This is a genomic window from Streptomyces sp. NPDC001728 (genome assembly GCF_040297565.1).
Classification (GTDB): Bacteria; Actinomycetota; Actinomycetes; order Streptomycetales; family Streptomycetaceae; genus Streptomyces.
Genome location: NZ_JBEOZK010000014.1, coordinates 111,236 through 132,940, shown reverse-complemented (window position 1 = coordinate 132,940; position 21,705 = coordinate 111,236). Strand labels below are relative to the sequence as shown.

The 21,705-nt window shown below is 73.3% G+C and carries 22 protein-coding genes; 10 read left to right on the top strand and 12 right to left on the bottom strand.

Annotation, left to right across the window (positions count from 1 at the left end; translation table 11 throughout):
- Positions 1 to 7 precede the first annotated feature (7 nt).
- The gene (locus ABT154_RS21810; RefSeq protein WP_351858492.1) at positions 8 to 1,456 is read right to left on the bottom strand and encodes a dihydrolipoyl dehydrogenase family protein; all 1,449 of its coding nucleotides are present in this window, start codon (positions 1,454 to 1,456) and stop codon (positions 8 to 10) included.
- A 115-nt stretch (positions 1,457 to 1,571) separates the two neighbouring features.
- Here ABT154_RS21810 and trxA point away from each other — a divergent pair, with 115 nt between their 5' ends.
- On the top strand, positions 1,572 to 1,943 hold the full coding sequence (gene trxA, locus ABT154_RS21805) for a thioredoxin (protein WP_317875066.1): 372 nt from the start codon (positions 1,572 to 1,574) through the stop codon (positions 1,941 to 1,943).
- A gap of 60 nt (positions 1,944 to 2,003) precedes the next feature.
- Here the strand turns inward: trxA and ABT154_RS21800 are convergent, their stop codons facing one another.
- The 3 genes from ABT154_RS21800 to ABT154_RS21790 all read right to left on the bottom strand — a co-directional run bounded on the left by ABT154_RS21800 (position 2,004) and on the right by ABT154_RS21790 (position 4,688).
- Positions 2,004 to 3,191 carry a thiolase family protein gene (locus ABT154_RS21800; protein WP_351858491.1) on the bottom strand — a complete coding sequence of 396 codons (1,188 nt, stop codon included), beginning with the start codon at positions 3,189 to 3,191 and terminating at the stop codon, positions 2,004 to 2,006.
- A gap of 175 nt (positions 3,192 to 3,366) precedes the next feature.
- Positions 3,367 to 3,636 (bottom strand): hypothetical protein, encoded by a 270-nt coding sequence (locus ABT154_RS21795; RefSeq protein WP_351858490.1) that lies wholly within the window; start codon positions 3,634 to 3,636, stop codon positions 3,367 to 3,369.
- Between the two features lie 17 nt (positions 3,637 to 3,653).
- Positions 3,654 to 4,688 carry a LacI family DNA-binding transcriptional regulator gene (locus ABT154_RS21790; RefSeq protein ID WP_351858489.1) on the bottom strand — a complete coding sequence of 345 codons (1,035 nt, stop codon included), beginning with the start codon at positions 4,686 to 4,688 and terminating at the stop codon, positions 3,654 to 3,656.
- Between the two features lie 156 nt (positions 4,689 to 4,844).
- Here ABT154_RS21790 and ABT154_RS21785 point away from each other — a divergent pair, with 156 nt between their 5' ends.
- From ABT154_RS21785 to ABT154_RS21770, 4 genes are all read left to right on the top strand, one after another.
- Positions 4,845 to 6,083 (top strand): MFS transporter, encoded by a 1,239-nt coding sequence (locus ABT154_RS21785; protein ID WP_351858488.1) that lies wholly within the window; start codon positions 4,845 to 4,847, stop codon positions 6,081 to 6,083.
- Positions 6,084 to 6,125: 42 nt separating this feature from the next.
- Positions 6,126 to 6,821, top strand: a complete 696-nt coding sequence (locus tag ABT154_RS21780) for an alpha/beta fold hydrolase (RefSeq protein WP_351858487.1) — start codon at positions 6,126 to 6,128, stop codon at positions 6,819 to 6,821.
- Positions 6,822 to 6,835: 14 nt separating this feature from the next.
- Positions 6,836 to 7,066: an NfeD C-terminal domain-containing protein gene (locus ABT154_RS21775; RefSeq protein ID WP_056561854.1), complete on the top strand. Its 231-nt coding sequence runs from the start codon at positions 6,836 to 6,838 to the stop codon at positions 7,064 to 7,066.
- Positions 7,067 to 7,149: 83 nt separating this feature from the next.
- Positions 7,150 to 8,565, top strand: a complete 1,416-nt coding sequence (locus tag ABT154_RS21770; RefSeq protein WP_351858486.1) for a flotillin family protein — start codon at positions 7,150 to 7,152, stop codon at positions 8,563 to 8,565.
- A 269-nt stretch (positions 8,566 to 8,834) separates the two neighbouring features.
- On the opposite strand, the gene ABT154_RS21765 is transcribed toward ABT154_RS21770, so the two are convergent.
- Complete coding sequence (locus ABT154_RS21765) at positions 8,835 to 9,005, bottom strand: hypothetical protein (RefSeq protein WP_199863556.1); 171 nt, start codon at positions 9,003 to 9,005, stop codon at positions 8,835 to 8,837.
- 77 nt (positions 9,006 to 9,082) lie between these two features.
- Entirely contained in the window at positions 9,083 to 9,913 is an 831-nt protein-coding gene (locus ABT154_RS21760; RefSeq protein ID WP_351858485.1) for a TIGR02452 family protein, read from the bottom strand.
- A 216-nt stretch (positions 9,914 to 10,129) separates the two neighbouring features.
- On the opposite strand from ABT154_RS21760, the gene egtA reads away from it, so the two are divergent.
- The 4 genes from egtA to egtD are packed head-to-tail and all read left to right on the top strand — an operon-like array spanning position 10,130 to position 14,425.
- Positions 10,130 to 11,389: an ergothioneine biosynthesis glutamate--cysteine ligase EgtA gene (egtA, locus tag ABT154_RS21755; protein WP_351858484.1), complete on the top strand. Its 1,260-nt coding sequence runs from the start codon at positions 10,130 to 10,132 to the stop codon at positions 11,387 to 11,389.
- Entirely contained in the window at positions 11,386 to 12,711 is a 1,326-nt protein-coding gene (gene egtB / locus ABT154_RS21750) for an ergothioneine biosynthesis protein EgtB (RefSeq protein WP_351858483.1), read from the top strand. Before egtA ends, egtB begins: the two co-directional genes overlap by 4 nt.
- Positions 12,711 to 13,463, top strand: coding sequence for an ergothioneine biosynthesis protein EgtC (gene egtC, locus ABT154_RS21745; RefSeq protein ID WP_351858482.1), 753 nt, complete (start codon positions 12,711 to 12,713; stop codon positions 13,461 to 13,463). The genes egtB and egtC overlap by 1 nt, the downstream gene beginning before the upstream one ends.
- On the top strand, positions 13,460 to 14,425 hold the full coding sequence (gene egtD, locus ABT154_RS21740) for an L-histidine N(alpha)-methyltransferase (protein WP_351858481.1): 966 nt from the start codon (positions 13,460 to 13,462) through the stop codon (positions 14,423 to 14,425). The genes egtC and egtD overlap by 4 nt, the downstream gene beginning before the upstream one ends.
- Here the strand turns inward: egtD and ABT154_RS21735 are convergent.
- The 3 genes from ABT154_RS21735 to ABT154_RS21725 form a co-directional block, all read right to left on the bottom strand.
- Positions 14,320 to 15,243, bottom strand: a complete 924-nt coding sequence (locus tag ABT154_RS21735; RefSeq protein WP_351858480.1) for a lysophospholipid acyltransferase family protein — start codon at positions 15,241 to 15,243, stop codon at positions 14,320 to 14,322. The two genes, egtD and ABT154_RS21735, sit on opposite strands and share 106 nt — an antisense overlap.
- Positions 15,240 to 16,136 (bottom strand): GNAT family N-acetyltransferase, encoded by an 897-nt coding sequence (locus ABT154_RS21730; RefSeq protein ID WP_351858479.1) that lies wholly within the window; start codon positions 16,134 to 16,136, stop codon positions 15,240 to 15,242. Before ABT154_RS21730 ends, ABT154_RS21735 begins: the two co-directional genes overlap by 4 nt.
- Before the next feature lie 137 nt (positions 16,137 to 16,273).
- The gene (locus ABT154_RS21725) at positions 16,274 to 17,524 is read right to left on the bottom strand and encodes an extracellular solute-binding protein (RefSeq protein ID WP_351858478.1); all 1,251 of its coding nucleotides are present in this window, start codon (positions 17,522 to 17,524) and stop codon (positions 16,274 to 16,276) included.
- Positions 17,525 to 17,828: 304 nt separating this feature from the next.
- Between ABT154_RS21725 and ABT154_RS21720 the strand changes: the two genes are divergently transcribed.
- Positions 17,829 to 18,044: a dodecin gene (locus ABT154_RS21720; RefSeq protein ID WP_351858477.1), complete on the top strand. Its 216-nt coding sequence runs from the start codon at positions 17,829 to 17,831 to the stop codon at positions 18,042 to 18,044.
- Between the two features lie 196 nt (positions 18,045 to 18,240).
- On the opposite strand, the gene ABT154_RS21715 is transcribed toward ABT154_RS21720, so the two are convergent.
- The 3 genes from ABT154_RS21715 to ABT154_RS21705 form a co-directional block, all read right to left on the bottom strand.
- Positions 18,241 to 18,729 (bottom strand): phosphatase domain-containing protein, encoded by a 489-nt coding sequence (locus tag ABT154_RS21715; protein WP_351858476.1) that lies wholly within the window; start codon positions 18,727 to 18,729, stop codon positions 18,241 to 18,243.
- Between the two features lie 123 nt (positions 18,730 to 18,852).
- The gene (locus tag ABT154_RS21710) at positions 18,853 to 20,922 is read right to left on the bottom strand and encodes a M48 family metalloprotease (protein WP_351858475.1); all 2,070 of its coding nucleotides are present in this window, start codon (positions 20,920 to 20,922) and stop codon (positions 18,853 to 18,855) included.
- A gap of 68 nt (positions 20,923 to 20,990) precedes the next feature.
- Positions 20,991 to 21,629, bottom strand: a complete 639-nt coding sequence (locus tag ABT154_RS21705; RefSeq protein ID WP_351858474.1) for a hypothetical protein — start codon at positions 21,627 to 21,629, stop codon at positions 20,991 to 20,993.
- Between the last annotated feature and the right edge of the window lie 76 nt (positions 21,630 to 21,705).

Genomic DNA, 21,705 nt, shown 5'->3' with positions numbered 1-21,705 from the left:
CGAGCCCTCAGCCCCGGTACGCCTCCAGGAGCCGCAGCCACACCTCGCTCAGCGTGGGGTACGACGGGACCGCGTGCCACAGCCGGGCGATCGGGACCTCGGCGACGACCGCGACCGTCGCCGCGTGGACGAGTTCCCCGATGCCGGGACCGACGAAGGTCACGCCGAGGAGCACCTCGCGGTCGAGGTCGACGACCATCCGGGCGTGCCCCCGGTAGCCCTGGGCGTACAGTCCGGCGCCCGCGACCTGCCGCATGTCGAGGTCGACCGCCCGCACCCGGAACCCGGCCCGCTCGGCCTCCGCGAGCGACAGGCCGACGGCGCCCGCCTCGGGGTCGCTGAAAACCACCTGGGGAACGGCGGCGTGGTCGGCGGTGGCCGCGTGCGGGCCCCAGCCCGCCCCGTCGAAGGCCTTGCCGTCCTGGGCGCGGGCGGCGATGGCCGCGCCGGCGATCCGCGCCTGGTACTTGCCCTGGTGCGTGAGGAGCGCGCGGTGGTTGACGTCCCCGACGGCGTACAGCCAGTCGCTGCCGGTGACCCGGAGGCTGTCGTCGACGTCGAACCAGGAGCCGGGCTCCAGGCCCACCGTGTCCAGACCGATGTCCTCGGTGCGCGGCGACCGGCCGGTCGCGAACAGCACCTCGTCGGCCTCGACGTGGTCGCCGCCCTCCAGGACCACGGTGACCGGTCCCGTACCGCCGTCGCGTACGACCGCGCTGACCGAGACGCCGGTACGGATGTCGGCGCCGCGGGTGGTGAGCGCCTCGGCCACGTGCTCGCCGGCGAAGGGTTCCATCCGGGGGAGCAGGCCCCCGCCCCGTACGAGCATCGTCACCTGCGCGCCGAGGGCCTGCCAGGCGGTGGCCATCTCCACGCCGACCACTCCCCCGCCGACGACGGCCAGCCGCCGGGGCACCTCGCCGGAACTGGTGGCCTCGCGGCTCGTCCAGGGCCGCGCCCCGGCCAGTCCGGGCAGGTCGGGGAGGACGGCGCGGGTGCCGGTGCAGACGGCGACCGCGTGCCGGGCGGTGAGGACATGGCGCTCACCCTCGGGGCCCGTGACCTCGACCCGGCGGGGGCCGTGGAGGCGGCCGTGCCCCCGGAAGACCCGTACGCCGATCGAGTCCAGCCAGTCCACCTGGCCGTCGTCCTTCCAGTGCCCGACCACCTCGTCCCGGTGGGCGAAGACCTCCAGGGCGTCCAGCGGGCCGTAGACCGACTCGCGCAGCCCCGCGACCTTTCGGGCGTCGGAGCGGGCGAGCACCGGCCGGAGGAGCGCCTTGCTGGGCATGCAGGCCCAGTACGAGCACTCGCCGCCGAGCAGTTCGCTCTCGACGATCGCCGCGGTGAGGCCGGAGGCCCGCACTCGGTCGACGACGTTCTCCCCCACCGGGCCGCCGCCCAGTACCACCACGTCGTACGCGTACTCGTGTTCTGCTTCGACCGTTCGTGTCATGGGCCCCAGTCTGCTCCAGGCAGCCGGAATAGCACGGCTCGATACGCCGTTGTGCCGGTCGAGTCCCCAGGGGACCGTGAGGACACCGCCAGGAGACCCCCGAAAGGTAGGCAGCATGAGCACCGTAACGCTCACCAAGGACAACTTCGACGAGATCGTCAGCGGCAACGGATTCGTCCTGATCGACTTCTGGGCTTCGTGGTGCGGTCCCTGCCGTCAGTTCGCGCCGGTCTTCGAGGCGGCGTCGGAGCGTCACCAGGACCTCGTCTTCGCGAAGGTCGACACCGAGGCGCAGCAGGAGCTCGCGGCGGCGTTCGAGATCCGCTCGATCCCGACGCTGATGATCGTGCGGGACAACGTGGCGGTCTTCGCGCAGCCGGGCGCGCTGCCCGAAGCGGCGCTGGAGGACGTGATCGGCCAGGCGCGGAAGCTGGACATGGACGAGGTCCGCAAGTCCGTGGCGGCAGCGGCGGCCGAGCAGAAGTGACCCACGGCGAGGGGGGGACGGGAGAGGCCCCCCTCGCGCCGTGTGTGAGGCCCTGCGGGCTCAGCGCTCCAGGACCAGGGCGAGGCCCTGGCCGACTCCGATGCAGAGGGCGGCGAGGCCGGTGCCCGAGCCCGCCGCCGCCAGTTGGTGGGCCACCGATCCGGCGAGCCGGGCACCCGAGGCGCCGAGCGGATGGCCGAGGGCGACCGCCCCGCCGCGAGGATTCACGATCTCGGGGTCCAGTTCCGGCCATTCGGCGAGGCAGCCGAGCGCCTGGGCGGCGAAAGCCTCGTTGAGCTCGAAGGTCCTCAGGTCGGCGAAGGAGCGCCCGGACTTCTCCAGGGCCCGGCGGACCGCCGCGACGGGTCCGAGTCCGAAGAGCTGGGGCTCGATGCCGGTGACCGCGGAGGCGCGGATGCGGGCCAGCGGCTCCCGTCCGGTCTCGCGCAGTCCGTCCTCGTCGACCAGCAGCAGGGCCGCCGCGCCGTCGTTGAGCGGCGAGGAGTTGCCCGCGGTGACGGTGCCGCCCTCGGGGCGGAAGGCGGGCTTCAGCCTGGCGAGGGTCTCCATGGTGGAGCCCTCGCGGATGCACTCGTCGCGGGCGAGGTCCACGCCCGGGTAGGGCACGACCTCGTCGTCGTAGAGGCCCTTCGCCCAGGCCTCGGCGGCCTTGCGGTGGCTGTCGAGGGCGAAGGCGTCCTGCTGCTCGCGGGTGAGGCCGTGCCGGTCGGCGATCTGCTCGGCGCCCTCGCCGAGCGCCACCGTCCACTCGGCGGGCATGCGCGGATTGGTCATGCGCCAGCCGAGGGTGGTCGAGTGGAGCTGCTGGTGGCCAGCGGGGAAGGCCCGCTCGGGCTTCTGCAGCACCCAGGGGGCGCGGGACATCGACTCGACGCCGCCGGCGATGGCCACGGAGGCGTCTCCGAGGGCGATGGCGCGGGCCGCCTGGACGACGGCTTCGAGGCCGGAGCCGCAGAGCCGGTTGACGGTGACGCCGGGGACGGAGACCGGCAGTCCGGTGAGGAGGACCGCCATCCGTGCCACGTCGCGGTTGTCCTCGCCCGCGCCGTTGGCGTCACCGAAGTAGACGTCGTCGACGAGCGCGGGGTCGAGCGCCGGCGAGCGGTCGACGAGCGCCCGCACGACGTGTGCCGCGAGGTCGTCGGGACGGACGGAGGCGAGGGCGCCGCCGAACTTCCCGATCGGGGTGCGGACGGCGTCGACGATGTAGACGTCGCGGATGCTCATCGGTTCTCTCCCACGTGGCCTTCGGAACGACTCTGTTCGCCTGGTGAAAGGATTTTCGCCCCGGCGCGCGCAGAGTCTCTGCCCGGAGGCCCGCCGTGTCAACGGGCCCTTTCCCGACACTGCGGCGCGCCGCGCCCGGCGGCACGGCGGGCCGAGACGCGGAGAAGCCTCCAGGTCAGGCGCGTGCGGTCGGCCGCACCAGGACCGTCAGGCCGTAGTCGAGCTCGCGCCCGTCGACGAGCAGGGCCTCCACCGTCCGCGTCTCGGGGTCGATGTCGGCCCTGATGCCGTGCCCCTCGTAGATCGGGTAACCCGACTCGCCGTGCCGCCCGGTGGCCTCGACGACGGCGGAGCGAACGGCGCTGTCCGTCACGGACGCGTCGCCCCGGTCCTCGACGTGCGCGGGCACCAGCAGAATCTCGAAACGCTTCGGAACAGTGCTCATGCACCGACGCTAAGCGTTCAGCTGGACTCCCGCCGGATGACCCGCGAGTCCGGCATCGCGCGGGTGCGCGGCGGCACCTCCGGCTCCCGTACGGCCCGGTCGACCAGCTCCGCCAGCTCGCGGCCGAGCACCATGTCGAACCGTACGGTGCTGAGCCGGGGCCGCAGGAGACGGCCGAGGAGGAGGTCGTCGGCGCCGATGACGGCGGTGTCCTCGGGCACGGCGACGCCCGCGTCCTGGAGCGACCTCATCAGGAGCATCGCGTACTCGTCGTTGTAGGCGAAGACGGCGTCGAGGCCGAGCTCGCGCCAGCGCCCGGCGAGCGCGTCGGCCGACTCCTCGTCGTACCGCAATGTCAGGGGTACGACGGTGGCGTCGGTGCCCTCGGCGGCCCGCCGGGCGCCTTCGAGGCGGGGGCCTGAGAACATCGCGAGCCCCGGCTCCTCGGGCACGACGACCCCGATGCGGCGCCGGCCGCCCTCGATCAGATGGGCGGCGGCCACCTCGCCGACGCGTGTCTGGTCCGACACCAGGGCGTGGGCGCCCTCGACGCTGCCGGTGCCGAGGGTGATCACAGCCCTCGCGCCGGACCGCTTGAGGATCTCGACGCCCTGCGGGGTCAGCTGGATCTCGCCGAGCGAGACCACGGCCACCGGCCGCAGCTCCGCCCAGGCGCGGGCGGCCTCGTCGGCTTCGAGACCGACGCTGCCGTACTGGACCACGGTGTAGTCGAGGCGCCGCAGAGCCCACTGGAACTCGTTGAAGAGCTCGCTGTACAGCGGTCCGACCGGGACGTGCGAGCTGGGCATCAGCACCATGCGGCTGTGGCCGGCGCGCAGGCTGCGGGCGGCGGCGTGCGGCACGTACCCCAGCGCCTCGGCCGCCTCGCGCACCCGTTGGCGGGTGGGCTCGCTGATGCGGACGGAAGAGGTGTTGTTCAGGACGTACGAGACGGTGGCCCGGGACACGCCCGCGAGGCGGGCGACATCGGCGCTGGTCGGGACCGGCCGTCCGGCGGGACGTTCGGGGGAATGTTCGCTTGGCTTGCTCATCGCTCCGGCATCTTTCCAGAACGATCCGGCTCAGGGACTGGCGGATGGCCGGAAACGAGTGCTACACAGTGTTTACACGTGTCAGTGACACGAGTAATTCCCTCGCTCGATCCGCTTCTCGCCCCTTCCTCGGGGCGATCTCCCCAGGAGGGCAACGTGGCCCTTTCTACGACCCAAGGCCCCGACTCCCCCTCGGCCACCGCACGGCCGACGCGGGGCCTGCTGCCCCTGCTCCTCGCCGGGAACACGGCCATGTACGCCCTGTACATCGGCGTCCCCGGCCTGCTCCTCGCCCTCCAGATCGAGGAGATCGACCCCGTCGACAAGGTGGCGAACTTCGGCCTCGTCTCCGGCATCTCCGCGATCTTCGCCACCGTGTTCAACCCGGTGGCGGGCGCCCTCTCGGACCGCTCCGGCCGCCGCAACCCGTGGATCCTCGCCGGCGGTCTGCTCGCCCTCCCGGTGATGTTCCTCCTCGGCAGCGTCCACACGATCCTGCTCGTGACCATCGTCTGGTGTCTCGGCCAGGCGGTCATGAACGTCTACCAGGCGGCCCTGACCTCCGTGGTGCCCGACCGGGTCCCGCTGGCCGCCCGGGGCAAGGCCTCCGCGGCCGTCGGCCTCGGCCTCCCCATCGGCTCGACGATCGGCGCCCTCGTCGGCGCGGCCTTCTCCGAGCACTACCGCACCGGCTACCTCGTCTTCGGCGCGATCATCGCGGCCACCGCCGTGCTCTTCACCACCTGCGCCCGCGAGGAGCGGATGCCCGCCAAGGCGCCGATGCCCGTCAAGGAGCAGCTCGCGGCCTTCGGCAGCGCCCTGAAGAACCATGACTTCCGCTGGGCCTTCATCGGCCGCGCCCTGCTCATCCTGGGCTACTTCTCGGTCGCCGGGTTCCAGCTGTACATCCTCAAGGACCACACCGAGCTGCCCGCCGGGCTGAGCGCCGAGGAGGCGGTGGCGATCCTCATGCCGCTCAACGCGGTCGCCATGATGGTCTCCACCGTGCTCGGCGGCTGGCTCTCGGACCGGTTCGACCGGCGCAAGCTCTTCGTCGGCGCCTCCGCCGCGCTCGCCGCCGTCGCCCTGCTCATCCCGGCCCTGTCGGCGAGCTGGACCGCGATGCTCGCCTTCTCCGTCGTCAACGGGCTCGGCTTCGGCTGCTACATGGCCGTCGACACCGCCCTGGTGACCATGGTGCTGCCCAAGGCCGAGGACGCCGCCCGGGACATGGGCGTCCTCAACGTCGCCAACGCCGGCCCGCAGATCGTCGCCCCGTTCGTGGCCTCGCTCATCGTCTCGCTCAGTGGCGGGTACACGGCGCTGTTCCTGATCGCCGCCGTACTGTCGGTGCTCGGCGCACTCGCCGTGCGCCCCATCCGCAGCGTGCGCTGATCCGCGTCGGCGCCCGCAGAACACCGTCAGAGAGGCGGCACCGTGCGCCTGCACACCACCACCTGGGGATCCGGTGACCGGATCGCCCTGCTCGTCCACGGCCTCATGGCCGACCACCGCACCTGGCGGCGGGTCGGACCGGCGCTCGCGGAGCGCGGCTACCGGGTGGTCGCGGTGGACCTGCGGGGGCACGGGGCCAGCCCGCGGGCCGCGGGCCCGGAGGCGTACCGGCCGGAGGACCACGTCGAGGACCTCGTCGAAACCCTTCCGGCCGGCGCCGAGTTGGCCCTCGGTCATTCGCTCGGCGGACTCGTTCTGGCCGGTGCGCTCGACCGGCTCGCACCGGCCCGCGCGGTCTTCTCCGACCCGGCCTGGCACCTCGGCGGCTACCGGGCCGACCTCTTCGTCCGGGGCAAGACGATGACCCGGGCGCAGATCAAGGGCTTCAACCCGCACTGGCCGGACGAGGACGTCGAGACCGAGATGGCGTCCGTACGCGACTGGGACGAGCGGTCGGCCCACGGTCTGACGGGATGCATGGGCGCCGATCTGTGGCCGTCCCGCGCGAGCGTCCCCTCCCTGGTCACCCTCGCCGATCCGAGCCTGCTGGTCTCCCCCGCGGCGGCCCGGATGCTGGAGGGCCGCGGCTTCACCGTCCGTACGGTGGCGAAGGCGGGCCACACGATCCACCGGGACGACTTCGACGGGTTCATGTCCGCCCTGGACGACTGGATCTGACGTACCGTTCAGTCATGGACGACGCGTCGATGGACTCCGCGATGGTGGGACTGCTCGGCCGGGTGACCGGCACCGTCGGGCCCGGCCTCGTCGGCGAGGTGATCGTCCGGATCCGGGGCGGCGCCGAGCACTTCCTCGCCCATCCGGCCTCGGCCAAGGAGCGGATCGAGGTCGGGACGGTGGTGATGGTCATGGAGCATCTCCCTCCGCGCACCGTCTATGTCACAGCCGCGTACGACAGTTGACCGAACCGTTGAGCCGCGGCCGTCACGGGCGCACACTCCCTTCACCGGATCCATGTCGGCTCCGGTGAAGGGGGACCTTGCCCATGAGTTTCGGCATTCTGGCGGGCGTCGTCGTCGGCGCCCTCGCCGTTCTCATCATCGTGTTCAAAATGATGTGGCGCGTCGCGGAACCCAACGAGGCGCTGATCATCTCCGGTTCCAACCACAAGAACGAAGGCCTCGGCGCGGGGATGGGCTTCCGCATCGTCACCGGTCGCGGCACCCTGGTGCTGCCCGGGGTGCAGGCGGTGCGCAAGCTCTCGCTCGACCTGAACGAAACCCAGCTCTCGGTGGAGTGCGTCACCCACCAGGGCATCCCGCTCAAGGTCCGCGGTGTGGTGATCTTCAAGGTCGGTGACGACTTCGTGTCGATCGCCAACGCCGCCCGCCGTTTCCTCGACCAGCAGAAGCTGATGTCGGAGCGTGTGCACATCGTCTTCGCCGGTCATCTCCGCGCCATCGTCGGCGGGTTGACCGTGGAGGACATGATCCGTGACCGGGAGAAGCTGACCGGACAGGCGCGTTCGGCCTGTGGCACGGAGATGGAGAAGCTCGGTCTGATCGTCGACTCGCTCCAGATCCACGAGATCGAGGACCCGACCGGGTACATCAAGAACCTCGCCGCCCCGCACGCGGCGGCCGTCACGCGCGACGCCCGGATCGCTCAGGCCGAGGCGAACCGGCGGGCGACCGAGGCCGAGCAGCAGGCCGCGGCCCGGATGTCGGAGGCGACCCGCGACAGCGAGATCCTCCAGGCGGGCTACCAGGCCGAGCGGGACCAGGCGTCCGCGCGGGCCCGGCAGGCCGGTCCGCTGGCCGACGCGGCCTCCCGCCAGGAGGTCGTCGTCCAGGAGACCCGGGTCGCCGAGCTGGAGGGACACCGCAAGGAGCAGCAGCTCCAGGCGGAGGTCCGCAAGCCGGCCGACGCGATGGCGTACGAGACCCGGACGCTGGCCGCGGCCGAGCGTGACGCCCGGATCTCGGCGGCCGAGGCCGAGGCGAAGGAGACCGAGCTGGCGAGCGCCGCCGCGGCGACGGCGACCCGGCTCACGGGTGAGGCCGAGGCCGCGGCGCAGCACGCCAGGGGGCTCGCGGTCGCCGAGGCGACCCGGGCGAAGGGTCTGGCGGAGGCCGAGGCGATCAAGGCGCGGGCGGCGGCCCTCGCGGAGAACCAGGAGGCCGTGGTCGCGCAGCAGCTGGCGGAGAAGTGGCCCGAGATCGTCCAGGCGGGCGCTTCCGCGTTCGGGAACGTCGACCAGATGGTGCTGCTGAACGGCGCCGACGGCATGGCGGACGTGTTCGCCAAGGCGCTGACCATGGGCGGGACCGGGCTCGGTCTGGCCCGGCAGCTGCTCGCCACGATGAACCCGGGCGCCCCGGAGCGGCTGGGCGTCGCGGTGCCGCCGGCGCCCCGGGCGTCGGGGGAGAGCGTGGAGATCACGGTCGGCGACGGGGAGTAGCCGACACCGGTGGTGGCCCTCCGGAACCGTGCGGTTTCGGAAGCCGTGACGTCGGCTCCGGAGACCGGAGCTGGTGACGGAGCCGGTGACGGAGCCGGAGCCGGTGACGGAGCCGGTGACGGAGCCGGTGCCGGAGCCGGTGCCGGAGCCGGTGACAGTGACAGTGACAGTGACGGAGCCGGTGACGGAGCCGGTGAACACGCGGGGGCCCGGTGCCGTCATGGCGCCGGGCCCCTCTCGCGTACCCCCGTCGGGCTTCTCGTTCCGGCTCAGTTGTGGCCGAACTTCCGTTCCTTGCGGTGGGACGCGTGCTCGACGAGTGGCATCGAGGTCTCGCTCTTGGGAGCCGTCGAGGTCTGTTCCTTCGCGGCGGCCTCGGTGCGGTGCTCATGGCCGCCGGTACGGGCTCCCCGGTTCGTGCGGGTCTGTTTCTTGCCCACGATCGTGCCTCCCGTGACGGGTGTCGGACGATGGTCCGTATCCCCTCAGCCTGGCACGGAGCCCCTGGCGCCGCATGTCAGGAGGCCGGGGAGAGAACCCGGGCGAAGGCGGCAAGGGTGGGGGTGCCCTGGGCGCGGTCCAGGACGGCGAAGACGATCTCCTCGAAGTGGCCGGCGAAGCGGCCGTCACCGGTGAGCAGGGCCTTGAAGGCGCCGGCCACGTCCTCCGGGGCGTTCCGGAAGACGCCGCAGCCCCAGGCCCCGAGGACGAGCCGCCGGTAGCCGGAGGCCGCCGCCGTCTCCAGGACGCGTTCGGCGCGGGCGGCGAGCACGGCGGGCAGCAGGCCGGCGCGCTCGGGGGTGGTGCGGCGGACGACACCGGCGTTGGGCGCGGGTGAGGTGAGGAAGCCGACGGTGAAGGGGGCGTCGAGGAGGGCGCCCCGGTCGTCGCGGAAGACGGGGACCCCGGGCGAGTGGATGACCCGGTCGGTGTAGAGGACGTCCCTTTCCTCGCGGTGGTGGGCGTAGTAGGCGGGGGCGCGGAGCAGGGTGGCGTGGAGGGCGGAGGAGCGGCAGAGGGCCTCCTCCTGGGCCTGGGCACCGTTGAGGTAGCCGCCGCCGGGGTTGCGGGCGGAGGCGAAGTTCAGGACGGCGACCGGGCGGGCGGCGTCGGCGCCGGTCATCCGGCGGGCGGCCTGGAGGCTGCTCTCGGGGGTGACGTGGAGGGTGGGCACGCGGTCGGTGTCCGGGGTGACGGGGACGGGCCCGGGGCCGTGGAGTCGGGTTCCGGCCAGCGCGGCAGCCAGGTCCTCGGCGAGGGAGACGGTCCGGCCGTCCGGGGCGCGGTAGTGGCCCGCGGCGACGATCTCCTCGGTCTGACGCGCGAGGGCGCGCAGTCGTGCACTCATGGCCCCAGCTTGATCTTTCGCGCCCGTCGGGGACAACGGATTTTCCCCGGGGGCGGTGCCGCGTCCGGCCGGACCGCGGGCGTGGGGTTTCGGCCCGGTGGGGGCACAGGGGGCGCGTCCCGGGGGCTCGGGGCGCTCTTGCACGCCGGTCGGTGGTGGCTTTAGGTGGAAGCAGCAACTCCCCGGGACCCGTCCCGATGACCAGGAGGTGTACGGATGTCGTCCAGCGGCATACCGCGCGGCGGCCCCCCTCTCACCGAGGGGGAGGCGGAGGATCTGCTGCGATGTATCTGCTTCAAGACCGGACCGCCCCGCACCGTCGGGGTGGAGCTGGAGTGGTTCGTGCACGAGCTGCGCGACCCCAGGCTGCCGGTCCGTCCGCCGAGGCTCGCGGCGGCCCTCGACACCGTGCGGTCGCTGCCGCTGGTGTCGTCCCTGACCTTCGAACCCGGTGGGCAGCTGGAGCTCAGCTCGCGCCCGGCCGGATCGCTCATGGAGTGTCTCGACCCGCTCGCCGCCGACCTCGGCGCGGTGCGGGCGGCGCTCGGGCCTCTCGGCCTGACCCTCAGCGGCTACGGGGTGGACCCGTGGCACGCGCCGCGCGGCCGGGTGCTCCACGAGCCGCGTTACGACGCGATGGAGACGGCGCTCGACCGTACGGGTCCGGCGGGCCGGGCGATGATGTGCGACTCGGCCTCGGTGCAGATCTGTCTCGACGCCGGTGTGGAGGAGCCGGGCCCACTGGGCTATCACCGTCGGTGGCGGCTCGCGCATCTGCTGGGCGCGGTCCTCGTGGCGGCCTTCGCCAACTCCCCGGTGAACGGCGGCCGTCGTACGGGCTGGCGCTCGACGCGGCAGTCGCTGTGGACGGACCTTGACCCGCTGCGGGCGCTCGCGCCGTCCCCCGACGGGGAGCCGCGCGCGGAGTGGGCATCGCACGTCCTGGACACACCGGTGATGTGCGTGCGGGCCGACGAGGGGCCGTGGGCGGTGCCGGAGGGGCTGACCTTCCGCGACTGGCTGCGTTCGGGTCTGCCCCGGCCTGCCGACGTGGACGACCTGCGCTATCACATGACGACGCTGTTCCCGCCGGTCCGGCCGCGCGGCCATCTGGAACTGCGGATGGTCGACGCGCAGCCCGGCCCGGACGGCTGGATGGTGCCGGTGGCGGTGACGACGGCGGTGTTCGAGGACCCCGAGGCGGCGGAGGCGGTGTACCGGGCGGTGAAGCCGCTCGCGGAGCGGTCCGGCCCCGGCCGCGCGCCGCGCAATCCGCTCTGGCTGGCGGCGGCCCGTGACGGTCTCGCCGATCCGGAGCTGCACGCGGCGGCCCGCACGGTGTTCGCCGCGGCTCTGGAGGCGCTGCCCCGGATCGGGGCGGGCCCGGAGGTGCGACGGGCGGTCGCGGCCTTCCACGAGCGGTACGTGGTCCCCGGGCGCTGTCCGGCCGACGACCTGGAGGTGGTGACGTCATGACGGCGACCGAGGCGGAGCCGGACGCGGAGGCCCCGCGGCAGCGTGCTCTGGACGCCCTGACCGTGGCGCGGGCGCGTACGGCGCTGCTCACCTCCTGTGTCGAGGACGGTGAACTCACCACCCAGCACTCCCCCTTGATGTCGCCGCTGGTCTGGGACCTGGCGCACATCGGCAACCAGGAGGAGCAGTGGCTGTGGCGGGCGGTGGCCGGGCAGGAGGCGCTGCGGCCCGAGATCGACTCGCTGTACGACGCCTTCGAGCACCCGCGTGCCAGCCGTCCTTCGCTCCCGCTGCTCGCCCCCGGCGAGGCCCGCGCCTACGCGGCGGACGTCCGGCTCCGGGTCCTGGACGTGCTGGAGACGGCCCGGTTCGAGGGGCGTCCACTGCTCGACGCAGCCTTCGCCTTCGGGATGATCGCCCAGCACGAACAGCAGCACGACGAGACGATGCTGATTACCCATCAGCTGCGAAGGGGTCCGGCGGCGCTGACCGCTCCCCCGCCGCCTACGTTCCGGGGTGGGCCACTTCCCGCCGAAGTCCTGGTCCCCGGCGGCCCGTTCACCATGGGGACCTCGGACGAGGCGTGGGCGCTGGACAACGAGCGTCCGGCGCACGCCCGGATCGTGCCCGCCTTCCATCTCGACACCACGCCGGTCACGAACGGCGCCTATCTGGCCTTCATGGCGGACGGCGGCTACACGGACGCGCGCTGGTGGCGGCCGGCGGGCTGGGCGCAGATCAGGGAGCACCGCATCGCGGCGCCGCTCTTCTGGCGGCGGGACGGCGGGCAGTGGCTGCGCCGCCGTTTCGGGGTGACGGAGCCGGTGCCCGAGGAGGAACCGGTCCTGCACGTGAGCTGGTACGAGGCGGACGCCTACGCGCGCTGGGCGGGGCGCAGGCTGCCGACGGAGGCCGAGTGGGAGAAGGCCGCCCGGTACGACCCGGTGTCCGGGCGGTCGCGCCGCTTCCCATGGGGCGACGCCGACCCGGGGCCCGAACACGCCAACCTGGGGCAGCGGCATCTGCGGCCCGCCGCGGCCGGCAGCTACCCGGAGGGCGCGTCGCCGCTCGGCGTACGGCAGTTGATCGGTGATGTGTGGGAGTGGACGGCGAGTGACTTCATGCCGTATCCGGGGTTCCGGGCCTTCCCGTACAAGGAGTACTCGGAGGTGTTCTTCGGGCCTGAGCACAAGGTGCTGCGCGGCGGTTCGTTCGCGGTGGACCGGGTGGCCTGCCGGGGGACGTTCCGGAACTGGGACCTGCCGGTCCGGCGGCAGATCTTCTCCGGCTTCCGTACGGCCAGGAACGCGGAGCCTGACTGATGTGCCGTCATATCGCCTTCGTGGGCGATCCGGTGGCGCTCGGCGAGCTGCTGGTCGGGCCGCCTCATGCCCTGCTGCGCCAGTCCTGGGAACCCCGTTCGCAGACCAGCGGTGTGGTGAACGCCGACGGATTCGGCGTGGGCTGGTACGCGGAGGGCGATCCGGTGCCCGCGCGGTACCGGCGGGCTGCTCCGATCTGGGGCGACCTGTCCTTCGCGGACCTCGCCCGGGTGGTGCGCTCCGGGGCGCTGCTCGCGGCGGTCCGCGGCGCCACCCTGCCGGGCGCCGACGGGGAGGCCGCGGCGGCGCCGTTCGCGGCCGGACCCTGGCTGTTCAGCCACAACGGCGCCGTCCCGGGGTGGCCCGAATCGCTGGTGCCGCTCGCCGCGACGCTGCCGGCCGGTGAACTGCTCCGGGTCGAGGCCCGGACCGACTCGGCGCTGCTCTGGGCGCTCGTGCTGCACCGGCTGCGCGCCGGGGACGCGCCGGGTCCCGCGCTGGCCGACACGGTGCGGGAGGCCGCCGAGGCGGCTCCCGGTTCCGGTCTGAACCTGCTGCTCACCGACGGTGCGCGGATCGCCGCGACCGCCTGGGGGAACAGCCTCTGGTACGTGCGGGGTCCCGGCCGGGTGGTCGTGGCCTCCGAACCGTACGACGACGATCCCCGGTGGCGGGAGGTCCCCGAGCACACGCTCGTGACCGCCGACCGCGCCGATGTCACCCTCACCCCGCTCAAGGAGCCGTCCGCGTGAGCCCGTTCCAGCTGACCCGTACCCTCGCCCCGGACGCCGCGGGCGCCGATCTGCGCGCCGACGTCCGGCACGGCCTGTCCCGCTCCCCCAAGGAGCTGCCGCCGAAGTGGTTCTACGACGCCCGGGGCAGCGAGCTGTTCGAGGAGATCACCCGGCTGCCCGAGTACTACCCGACCCGGGCGGAGCGGGAGATCCTGAAGGAACGGGCGGCCGAGATCGCCGCCGCCACCGGGGCGAGGACCCTGGTGGAGCTGGGCTCCGGCTCGTCGGAGAAGACCCGGTTCCTGATCGACGCGCTGCTGCCGGGTCTCGACAGCTATGTGCCCGTGGACGTGAGCGAGACGGCCCTGACGGGGGCTGCGGAGTCGCTGCTCGCCGAGCGGCCGGAGCTGCGGGTGCACGCCCTCGTCGCGGACTTCACCCGGGGGCTCGGGCTGCCGGGGACACCGGGCCCGCGCCTGGTGGCCTTCCTCGGCGGCACCATCGGCAATCTGCTCCCCGAGGAGCGGCGGACCTTCCTGCGCTCGGTCCGGGCCATGCTCACGCCGGGTGACGCGCTGCTGCTCGGCACGGACCTGGTGAAGGACGAGGAGACCCTCGTCGCCGCGTACGACGACTCGGCGGGGGTGACGGCCGCCTTCAACAAGAACGTGCTGTCCGTGATCGACCGGGAGCTGGACGCCGACTTCGATCCCGCCGACTTCGACCACGTGGCGGTGTGGGACCGCGAGCGGGAGTGGATCGAGATGCGGCTGCGGGCCCGCCGCGCGCTGACCGTGAAGATCCCGGAGCTGGATCTCGTGGTGCCGTTCGCGGCGGGCGAGGAGATGCGGACGGAGGTGTCCGCGAAGTTCCGTCAGGCGGGTGTACGGGCGGAGCTGGCCGAGGCGGGCCTCGATCTGGACCGCTGGTGGACGGAGAGCGGGGGCAGGTTCGCACTGTCGCTGGCGACGGCCCGCTGAGCTGCCGCCGCCAGCGCCCGGCGGTCCGGGTGGCGGAGGGCGGGAAGCGGCTCCCCCGGCCGGACGACCGCGGTGAGCCGGCGAGTCGAGACGACCCGCCACAGCGAGGCCCCGAGGGGGTCGTCCGCGACGTAGGCGGCGGCGGCGGTCGGCCGGTAGTCGACCCGTACCGGCTGTACGGCGCAGCCGGCGTCCAGTGCGGCCTGGAAGGCGGCGGGCCGGAAGCGCCCCTGGGCCCGGCCGCACCAGGTCGAGCCCTCGGGGAAGACGATCACCCGGCCGCCGCAGGCGAGCACCTCCGCCATCGTCCGCACGGTGCCGGGCAGGGCCCTGAGCCGGTCGCGGTCGATGAAGAGGGTGCCGCCCATGGCGGCGAGGGTGCCGAGGACGGGCCAGCGGCGCACCTCGGCCTTGGCGACCATCCGGCCGGGCAGCACCGCCGCGAGCAGCGGTATGTCGAGCCAGGACACATGGTTGGCGACGACGAGGAGCGGGCCGGTGGCGACGCCCGTTCCCTCGTACCGGACGCGTATGCCGAAGGCGCGGACCACGGCGCGCGACCAGTGCCGGACGAGGGCGAGCCGGGTGGCGGCGGGGAGGAGACCGGTCGCCGGGGCGAGCAGGAGGCCGAGGAGGACGGTGCCGAGTCCGGCGGTCAGCCGGGCCACGGCCCGGACGGCCCCCGCCGGGTGCTCGGCGGGGTGCGGGCCGTCGTCCGGGTGGGCGGGGTGCCGGTCGCGTCCGGGGTGGGCTGCGCAGTGGCCCGGGGTGCAGGGCGCCGTGGGGAGCCACGGCGAGAGGGCCGTGGTCCGGTTCACCGTGCCGGGGCGAGCGACAGGAAGTGGTTGAGGTAGCGCGGGTTGGTGCGGCGCAGCGAGAGCAGGACGTAGAGGTCGGCGACGCCGAAGTCGGGGTCGTGCGCGGGGGCGCCGCAGACCCGGGCGCCGAGCCGGAGGTAGCCGCGCAGCAGCGGCGGGAGTTCGGTGCGGCCCTCGGGGCGGGTGATGCCGTCGGGGCTCCAGAGCTTGTGCGGGGTGACCCAGTACTCCTCGGGGGCGAGGTGCTTGGCCTTGACGGTGTCCCAGGTGGCGGCGGCGAGCGTGCCGCCGTCGGCGAGCGGGAGGGAGCAGCAGCCGGCGAGCCAGTTGTGGCCGGTGGTGGTCATGTAGCGGGCGAGCCCGGCCCAGATGAGGGCGATGACGGCGCCGTTGCGGTGGGCGGGGTGGACGCAGGAGCGGCCGACCTCGACCAGGTCGTGGCGGATGGGCGCGAGCCGGGTGAGGTCGAACTCGCTCTCGGAGTAGAGGCGTCCGGCGACGGCGGCGCGGTCGGGCGGCAGGATGCGGTAGGTGCCGACGACTTCGCCGGTGGTCTCCTCGCGTACGAGGAGGTGGTCGCAGTACGCGTCGAAGGCGTCCGAGTCGAGGCCGGGCTCGGGGCCGTCGAGGAGGGCGCCGAGCTCTCCGGCGAAGACCTGGTGGCGCAGTCGCTGCGCGGCCCGTACCTCTTCCTGGTCGCGGGCGAGGCCGACGACGTACCGGGGCGCGGGCGGCTCGTCGGGGGCCTGTGGCGCGGACTGCCCGGCGGGTGCCTGGGGCTGCGCGGGGACGGCGGATGCCAAGGCCGGGGCGGGGACGGCGGGGGCCTGGGGCTGCGCGGGGACGGCGAGCGGCTGCGCGGGGACGGCGAGCGTGGGGGTCGGTGCGGCCATGTCGGACTCCTCCGGCGTACGGAAGGGAAGGGGCGGAGCCGGGCCGTGTGAGCGGTGGCCCGGCTCCTTACTTCTTCCGTGACCGGCTGGATTCGACGTGACCGTCCGGGGGCTCGCGGGTGTGGAGGCGCTGAATGCTATTCGGCGAGGGTCTCCGTGATCGCGGCCGAGGCCAGCTTCGCGGCCCTCAGCGGGTCCTCGCCCTGGAGGACGGCCGTCATGTAGGGCTTGATGGGGTTGTCGGCCTCGACGTCGGCCCACTGCGGGGAGTTGGGGGTGGCACGGCCGCGCGCGGCGCCCTTGGCCATGGCGGCGGTGGCCTCCTGGCCGGCGACGACGGAGGCGAGGCCCTTCTTGTTGGGCACGTAGCCCATGGAGCGGGCGAGTTCGGACTGCCACTTCTCGCCGGCGAGGGCCTTGACGACGTCGAGGGCGGCGGCGCGCTGGGGTGCGTTCTCCGGGATGATCAGGTCGGAGCCGCCGGTGAAGACGGCGCAGGGCCGGCCCGCCTTGGTGCCGGGTATCGGGAAGTAGCCCAGCTTGTCCTTGAGGGCCGGGTTGGCCTTGAGGATCGCGGCGACGGCGCTGGGGGCGGCGATGAGCTGGGCCACGTCGCCCTTGGCGAAGACATCGGCCTGCGGCGGGTTCTGCTCGTCGGCGTCCTTGGGCCCGGTGCCGAGGGACTGGAGGTCCTTGTAGTAGGCCATGCCGCGCCGGGCCGCCTCGCTGTCGAGCGCGCCGGTCCACTCCCCGCCCTTGTCGACGGCGAGTTCACCGCCCTCGTCCCAGATGAAACCGGCCAGGGTGTACCAGTCCTGTCCGGCGAGGTAGATGCCCTGGGAGCCCTTGCTGTTGAGCTTCTCGGTGTCGGTGAGCCATTCGGCGCGGGTGGCCGGGGGCTTGTCGATGCCGGCGTCCTCGAAGAGGTCCTTGTTGTAGATGACGATGCGGTTGGCCGCGTACCAGGGGATGCCGTACTGCGATCCGCCGATGCTGCCGGGTTCGGCGAGACCGGGCAGCCAGTCCTCGCTGCCGAGGTCGCGGACCGACTCCAGGGTGAGGTCGAAGAGCTTCTCGGTGTCGGCGTACTGGGCGACCTGGGTGTTGCCGACCTCGATGACGTCGGGTCCGCCGGAGCCCTGGATGGCCTCGGTGACCTTCTTCCCGATGCCCGTCCACTCCTGGACGGTGACCTTGAGCTCGACGCCGTCGTGCTCCTCCTCGTACGCCTCGGTGAAGCGGTTGAGGAAGTCCTCGCTGACGCTGTCCCGCATGAGCCAGATGTTGACGGTCTTCGTCTGGCTTCCCCCGCCCGGCAGCATCCCGCAGCCGGCGAGGGCGAGCGCGGTGGCGGCTGCCAGGGGGCAGGCGAGATGGCGATTCTTCACGTAGGTCACCTTCTGCGGTTCAGCACAGGGTCGTGCGGCATGGGGGGCTGACCCGACATGGGGGGACCGAACGGGGTGTTCGCGCGGGTATGTGGCCTGGATTCTGGTCTGGACCAACGGGATGGTCAAGTCCTTGACCATCCCGTCCCGCGCGCCGGATACGTCCCCCGTTGCCTTACCTGCGGTAATTGCTCGTCGACCAGGGGGAATCGGCCGACCCGCGCCCGCGCCCCCCGTCCCGACTCGCGGCGGCACCCGCTTCCGGGCAGGGTGGGACGGAGTCGGAACGAAGGAGAGGCCCGCCATGGGAGACCACGTATACCGCGTCACGGAGATCGTCGGATCCTCCTCGGACGGCGTGGACACCGCCATCCGCAACGGGATCACGCGCGCCTGCGGCACCCTCCGGGCCGTGGACTGGTTCGAGGTCACGGAGATCCGCGGCCATGTCGAGAACGGCCAGATCGCGCACTACCAGGTGGGCATGAAGGTCGGATTCCGGCTGGAGGAACCGAGCTAGGTTCCGGCTGGGAGAGGACCGAGCCAGGTTCCGGCTGGAAGAGCCGGGCCAGGTTCCAGCTGGAGGACCGAGCCGGCGGGACGGCTCCGGCTCGGAGGAACCGAACCACAGGGACGGCTTCGACCCGGAGGACCCGAGCCGGACGGGCGCCTTCCGCCCGGCCGGGCGGACCACACCCGTCGGCCGGCGAACACCGTCAGGTCCGGCCCTCCTTCTCCTGGGCGTCCCTCAGTTCCTGCGAGGGGGTGGCCCACCCGGCCCGTACGACGGTGAAGCCGGCCTCCTCCGCCGCGTCGCAGACCAGCAGGTCGTCGTCGACGAGCATCCGCACCGGACGGTCGGCGCCAAGCCGGCGCAGGATCTCCACCTTGGTCACCCGGGCCGGCCGGAAGTCCCGGTCGCGCCGCATGTGGACCGGGCCGTCCGGCAGCCCCTGGGCGGCCAGCCAGGCGAGGGTGTCGCGGCGGCAGCGCTCCGGGCGGCCGGTGAGGTAGACGATGTCGCACTCCTCGGCCGCCTCGCGGCACAGCGCGACGCCCTCCGCCAGCGGCGGATCCTCGGGCGCCGCCGCGAAGAAACCGTCCCAGTCCTTGGGGCGGCTCTCCAGGAAGTGCTGGCGGTGGGCGGTCGAGGCGAGCGTGTTGTCGATGTCGAAGACGGCCAGGGGCCGGATGTCGGCGGTCACGGGCCCAGCCTAGGAGGCGGGGCGGGAGCGCGGGGCGGGTACAAGGGGCGGGGTGAGCCCGGCGGCCACGCCAGCGGGCCGGCGGACGGCCGACCCGGGCGACGCCGCCACTCGGCAGGAGCGCTACCACCGGCGCGGAGCCCGCCGGGCCCGGACGGCGAGCGCCTGGATGGCCCAGGCCGGCAACGTGCCCAGGGTGGCCACGATGAGGGCCAGCCTGAAGGAGACCACGCCGGGGAACGGGGTGCAGGAGTCCAGGCCTCCCGAGACGAGGCAGCCCACGAGCCTCACCAGCACGCCCCAGGCCCACATGCCGAGCAGGCCCGCGCCGAACGCGGCCAGGGCGCCTCTGAGGAGCGGGAGGGGTGCATGGCCTCTGCCCGCCCAGAAGGCCGCCGCCACCTGACCGACGATCAGCACCACCATCGCCATCAGCGCGGGGGCGGGGGCGCCGATCCACACGACCAGCAACGCCGTCACGGCGGAGGCCGGCGCCACCGGGACGCCGAAGGCGACGAGGAAGCCCGGAGGCGGCCCCGGCGGCCCGAATCCGGTGAAGGTGTGCCGGGCGCCGGGACGCCATGACACGTACTGCCCGACCAGCGGCACCAACGCGGCCGTCAGCACCGCCGGCGCCATCACCGTCGTGATCCGGCCGAACGCCAGAACGGCCGCGCTGCCGACGAAGACCACCGCTCCGGGCAGCGACGGCGCGATGAACGCCGCCGCGTACAGCGTCATCGCGGGAAGGGTGAAGAGGAAGCCGACCATCGGCAGCACGCCGGCCGTGGCCGACGCGAGAACCGTCCACAGCACCCGGCGCGGACGGCGGCTGCGGGCCAGGACCGGCCCCCACGCCCCCGCGACCAGCACCAGCCACCGCACGAGGGCCCAGCCGCACAGGCTTGTCAGCGCGAGGTACGGGAGGGCCAGCGACGCCCCTTGTCCGCCCACGTTCACCAGGATGAACGCGCCCGACGGGGACAGCAGCTGGAACACGCCAAGGCCGAGGCCCAGACCGAGCCCGGCCTGCCGGATCCGTGCCGGGGTGAGGGAGCCCGGTGCGTGCGCCACCGCTTGCCACAGCACCGTGCCCGCCGCGCCCACCACCAGGCTCCCGGACAGGACCGTGGCAGCGAGCGCCGCCGTCGGTCCGGCCTGGCTCCCGCCGCCGATCGGCCCCAGCCTCACCATCTCGTGGAGGAAGGCGCCCGCCGCCCCGACCGCGCACATGTCCCAGAAGCCGACCTCGTACAGGACCCCTCGGTCGGTCAGTGCCCGCGCCCGCCTGGCGAGCGGCGGGTGGACACGCAACAGACCGCGGTCCACCTTTCCGCCCTGCCGCGCGGGCGGTTCGCCGAACAGCCTGCGCAGGCCGTCGGCCGAGCCCTCCCACTCCGTCACTCTCGCGTCGGCGTACAGCTCCCGGCTGCGCAGCACCGCGTTCTTGAGCAGGGTCACCAGTACGGCGAGCAAGGGCACCTGGACGGCGAAGGCGAGGACGGAGCCCGCGAGCGAGGGGCCGAGGAGCAGGGCGGCCGGGGCCGCGACGGCGATCATGACCACCAGGGTCGGCACGCTCGCCCGCCACAGGATCAGTGTCAGGAAGGCGATGTCCAGGTCCCGGTTGCGGATGTGCGCCAGTTCATGGAGGACGATGCTCCGGAAGGCCCGCCGGTCGAGGGAGTACAGGGTGAGCAGCCCACCGCTCAGGACCACCCGGCGCCGCCCCAGCCGCCCGAAGGCCAGGGCATGGACCGTCGGGTTCAGTGGTTCGGCGAGGAAGCCGACCCGCGCCCGCACACCCGACTCGCCCAGCAGGCCCGCCAGATACTCCGACAGCTCGGGCATGTCGGTGAGCGGGCCGTAGCCGCGCCGCGCGATCCTGCGGCGCGGCAGGCCCAGGTAGGCGCCGAGCAGTGCCAGCAGCAGGGCGGCCGACGCACCTGCGGTGACCAGGGGGCTCGCGTCGGCGCGCGGGTCCTCGCAGTCGCCCGTGTCGAGCTCGGTCGGGACACGGATGTCCGAGTCGGCACCGCGTTCACGGAACGCCCGTTCCGTCGCCCGGGCGTAGCAGTCGTGGTACTCCTTCAGCTCCTCCCACCGCACCGAGGACAGGATGACGGACGAGGTGCCGTTCACCAGCAGGGCGGAGACGGCGGTCATCGCGGCGATCAGCAGCGCGAAGCGCACCGCCGTGCCGGAGGGAAGCGTGAACGGGCCCGGACGGCTGTGTGCGGCCGGTCCCGGTGTCCGCCGCCTCATCCGGCGGCCTCGGCCGGCCCTTCCCCGCCCGGCTCGTCGGCGCCCCGCTGCCGCTCCTGGTGCTCCTGGTGCTCCTGGTGCTCCCGGTGCTCCCGGTGCTCCTGGGACAAGGTGGCGAGTTCCGCGACGATCCCGTCCGCGATCGCCCTCGCCTGCGCCTCGGGTACCCGCCAGCGCAGTGCCGCCCGGGTGGCCACCTCGCGCAGCCGGGTCAGCTGCTCGGCGGTCAGCCGTTCCGCCTCGGCGGGCGCCGTGGCCGGCTCAGCGGCCTGTTCGAGGGCCTGTCGTGGGCGGCGGCGCAACAGCCGAGGGAGCAGCCGGCTCCGGGTGGTGTCCACGGCGTGCGCCGTGGACTGCTGCACGAGGTGGTCGAGTACCTGGACCGCGGCGGAGAGCGCCGCGGTGCTGATGAGCGCGGCGACCACGTCGAGGCCTATCCCCAGTGGCTCGTCACGGTGGACCGGCCACAACCGGTCCTTCGTGGAGGAACTGTGGAAGGCCTGGGCCGTCATCGGGAACTGGGGCAACTCGTGCGGTGCCGCCACGCCCACCGCGCGGCGGGCCAGCCGGGTCGCCGTCCCCCTGTCGTACTGTCCGACGCCGCCGTTCCCGCCCTGGTTCTCGTATCCGCGCATGTGATCAGACGCCTCCCCGCCATCCGAGACTGCCTTCAACTCACCATGATGACAGGCACGTTGGCGGCGCGCGACG

Bases quoted from the DNA above. Each gene is read 5' to 3' on its own strand.
- ABT154_RS21760 (WP_351858485.1), bottom strand. From the start codon at position 9,913: ATGAGTGCACGACTGCGCGCCCTCGCGCGTCAGACCGAGGAGATCGTC.
- ABT154_RS21795 (WP_351858490.1), bottom strand. From the start codon at position 3,636: ATGAGCACTGTTCCGAAGCGTTTCGAGATTCTGCTGGTGCCCGCGCAC.
- ABT154_RS21770 (WP_351858486.1), top strand. From the start codon at position 7,150: ATGAGTTTCGGCATTCTGGCGGGCGTCGTCGTCGGCGCCCTCGCCGTT.
- ABT154_RS21790 (WP_351858489.1), bottom strand. From the start codon at position 4,688: ATGAGCAAGCCAAGCGAACATTCCCCCGAACGTCCCGCCGGACGGCCG.
- trxA (WP_317875066.1), top strand. From the start codon at position 1,572: ATGAGCACCGTAACGCTCACCAAGGACAACTTCGACGAGATCGTCAGC.
- egtB (WP_351858483.1), top strand. From the start codon at position 11,386: ATGACGGCGACCGAGGCGGAGCCGGACGCGGAGGCCCCGCGGCAGCGT.
- egtA (WP_351858484.1), top strand. From the start codon at position 10,130: ATGTCGTCCAGCGGCATACCGCGCGGCGGCCCCCCTCTCACCGAGGGG.
- ABT154_RS21800 (WP_351858491.1), bottom strand. From the start codon at position 3,191: ATGAGCATCCGCGACGTCTACATCGTCGACGCCGTCCGCACCCCGATC.
- ABT154_RS21775 (WP_056561854.1), top strand. From the start codon at position 6,836: ATGGACGACGCGTCGATGGACTCCGCGATGGTGGGACTGCTCGGCCGG.
- ABT154_RS21730 (WP_351858479.1), bottom strand. From the start codon at position 16,136: ATGGCCGCACCGACCCCCACGCTCGCCGTCCCCGCGCAGCCGCTCGCC.
- egtC (WP_351858482.1), top strand. From the start codon at position 12,711: ATGTGCCGTCATATCGCCTTCGTGGGCGATCCGGTGGCGCTCGGCGAG.
- ABT154_RS21705 (WP_351858474.1), bottom strand. From the start codon at position 21,629: ATGCGCGGATACGAGAACCAGGGCGGGAACGGCGGCGTCGGACAGTAC.
- ABT154_RS21810 (WP_351858492.1), bottom strand. From the start codon at position 1,456: ATGACACGAACGGTCGAAGCAGAACACGAGTACGCGTACGACGTGGTG.
- ABT154_RS21720 (WP_351858477.1), top strand. From the start codon at position 17,829: ATGGGAGACCACGTATACCGCGTCACGGAGATCGTCGGATCCTCCTCG.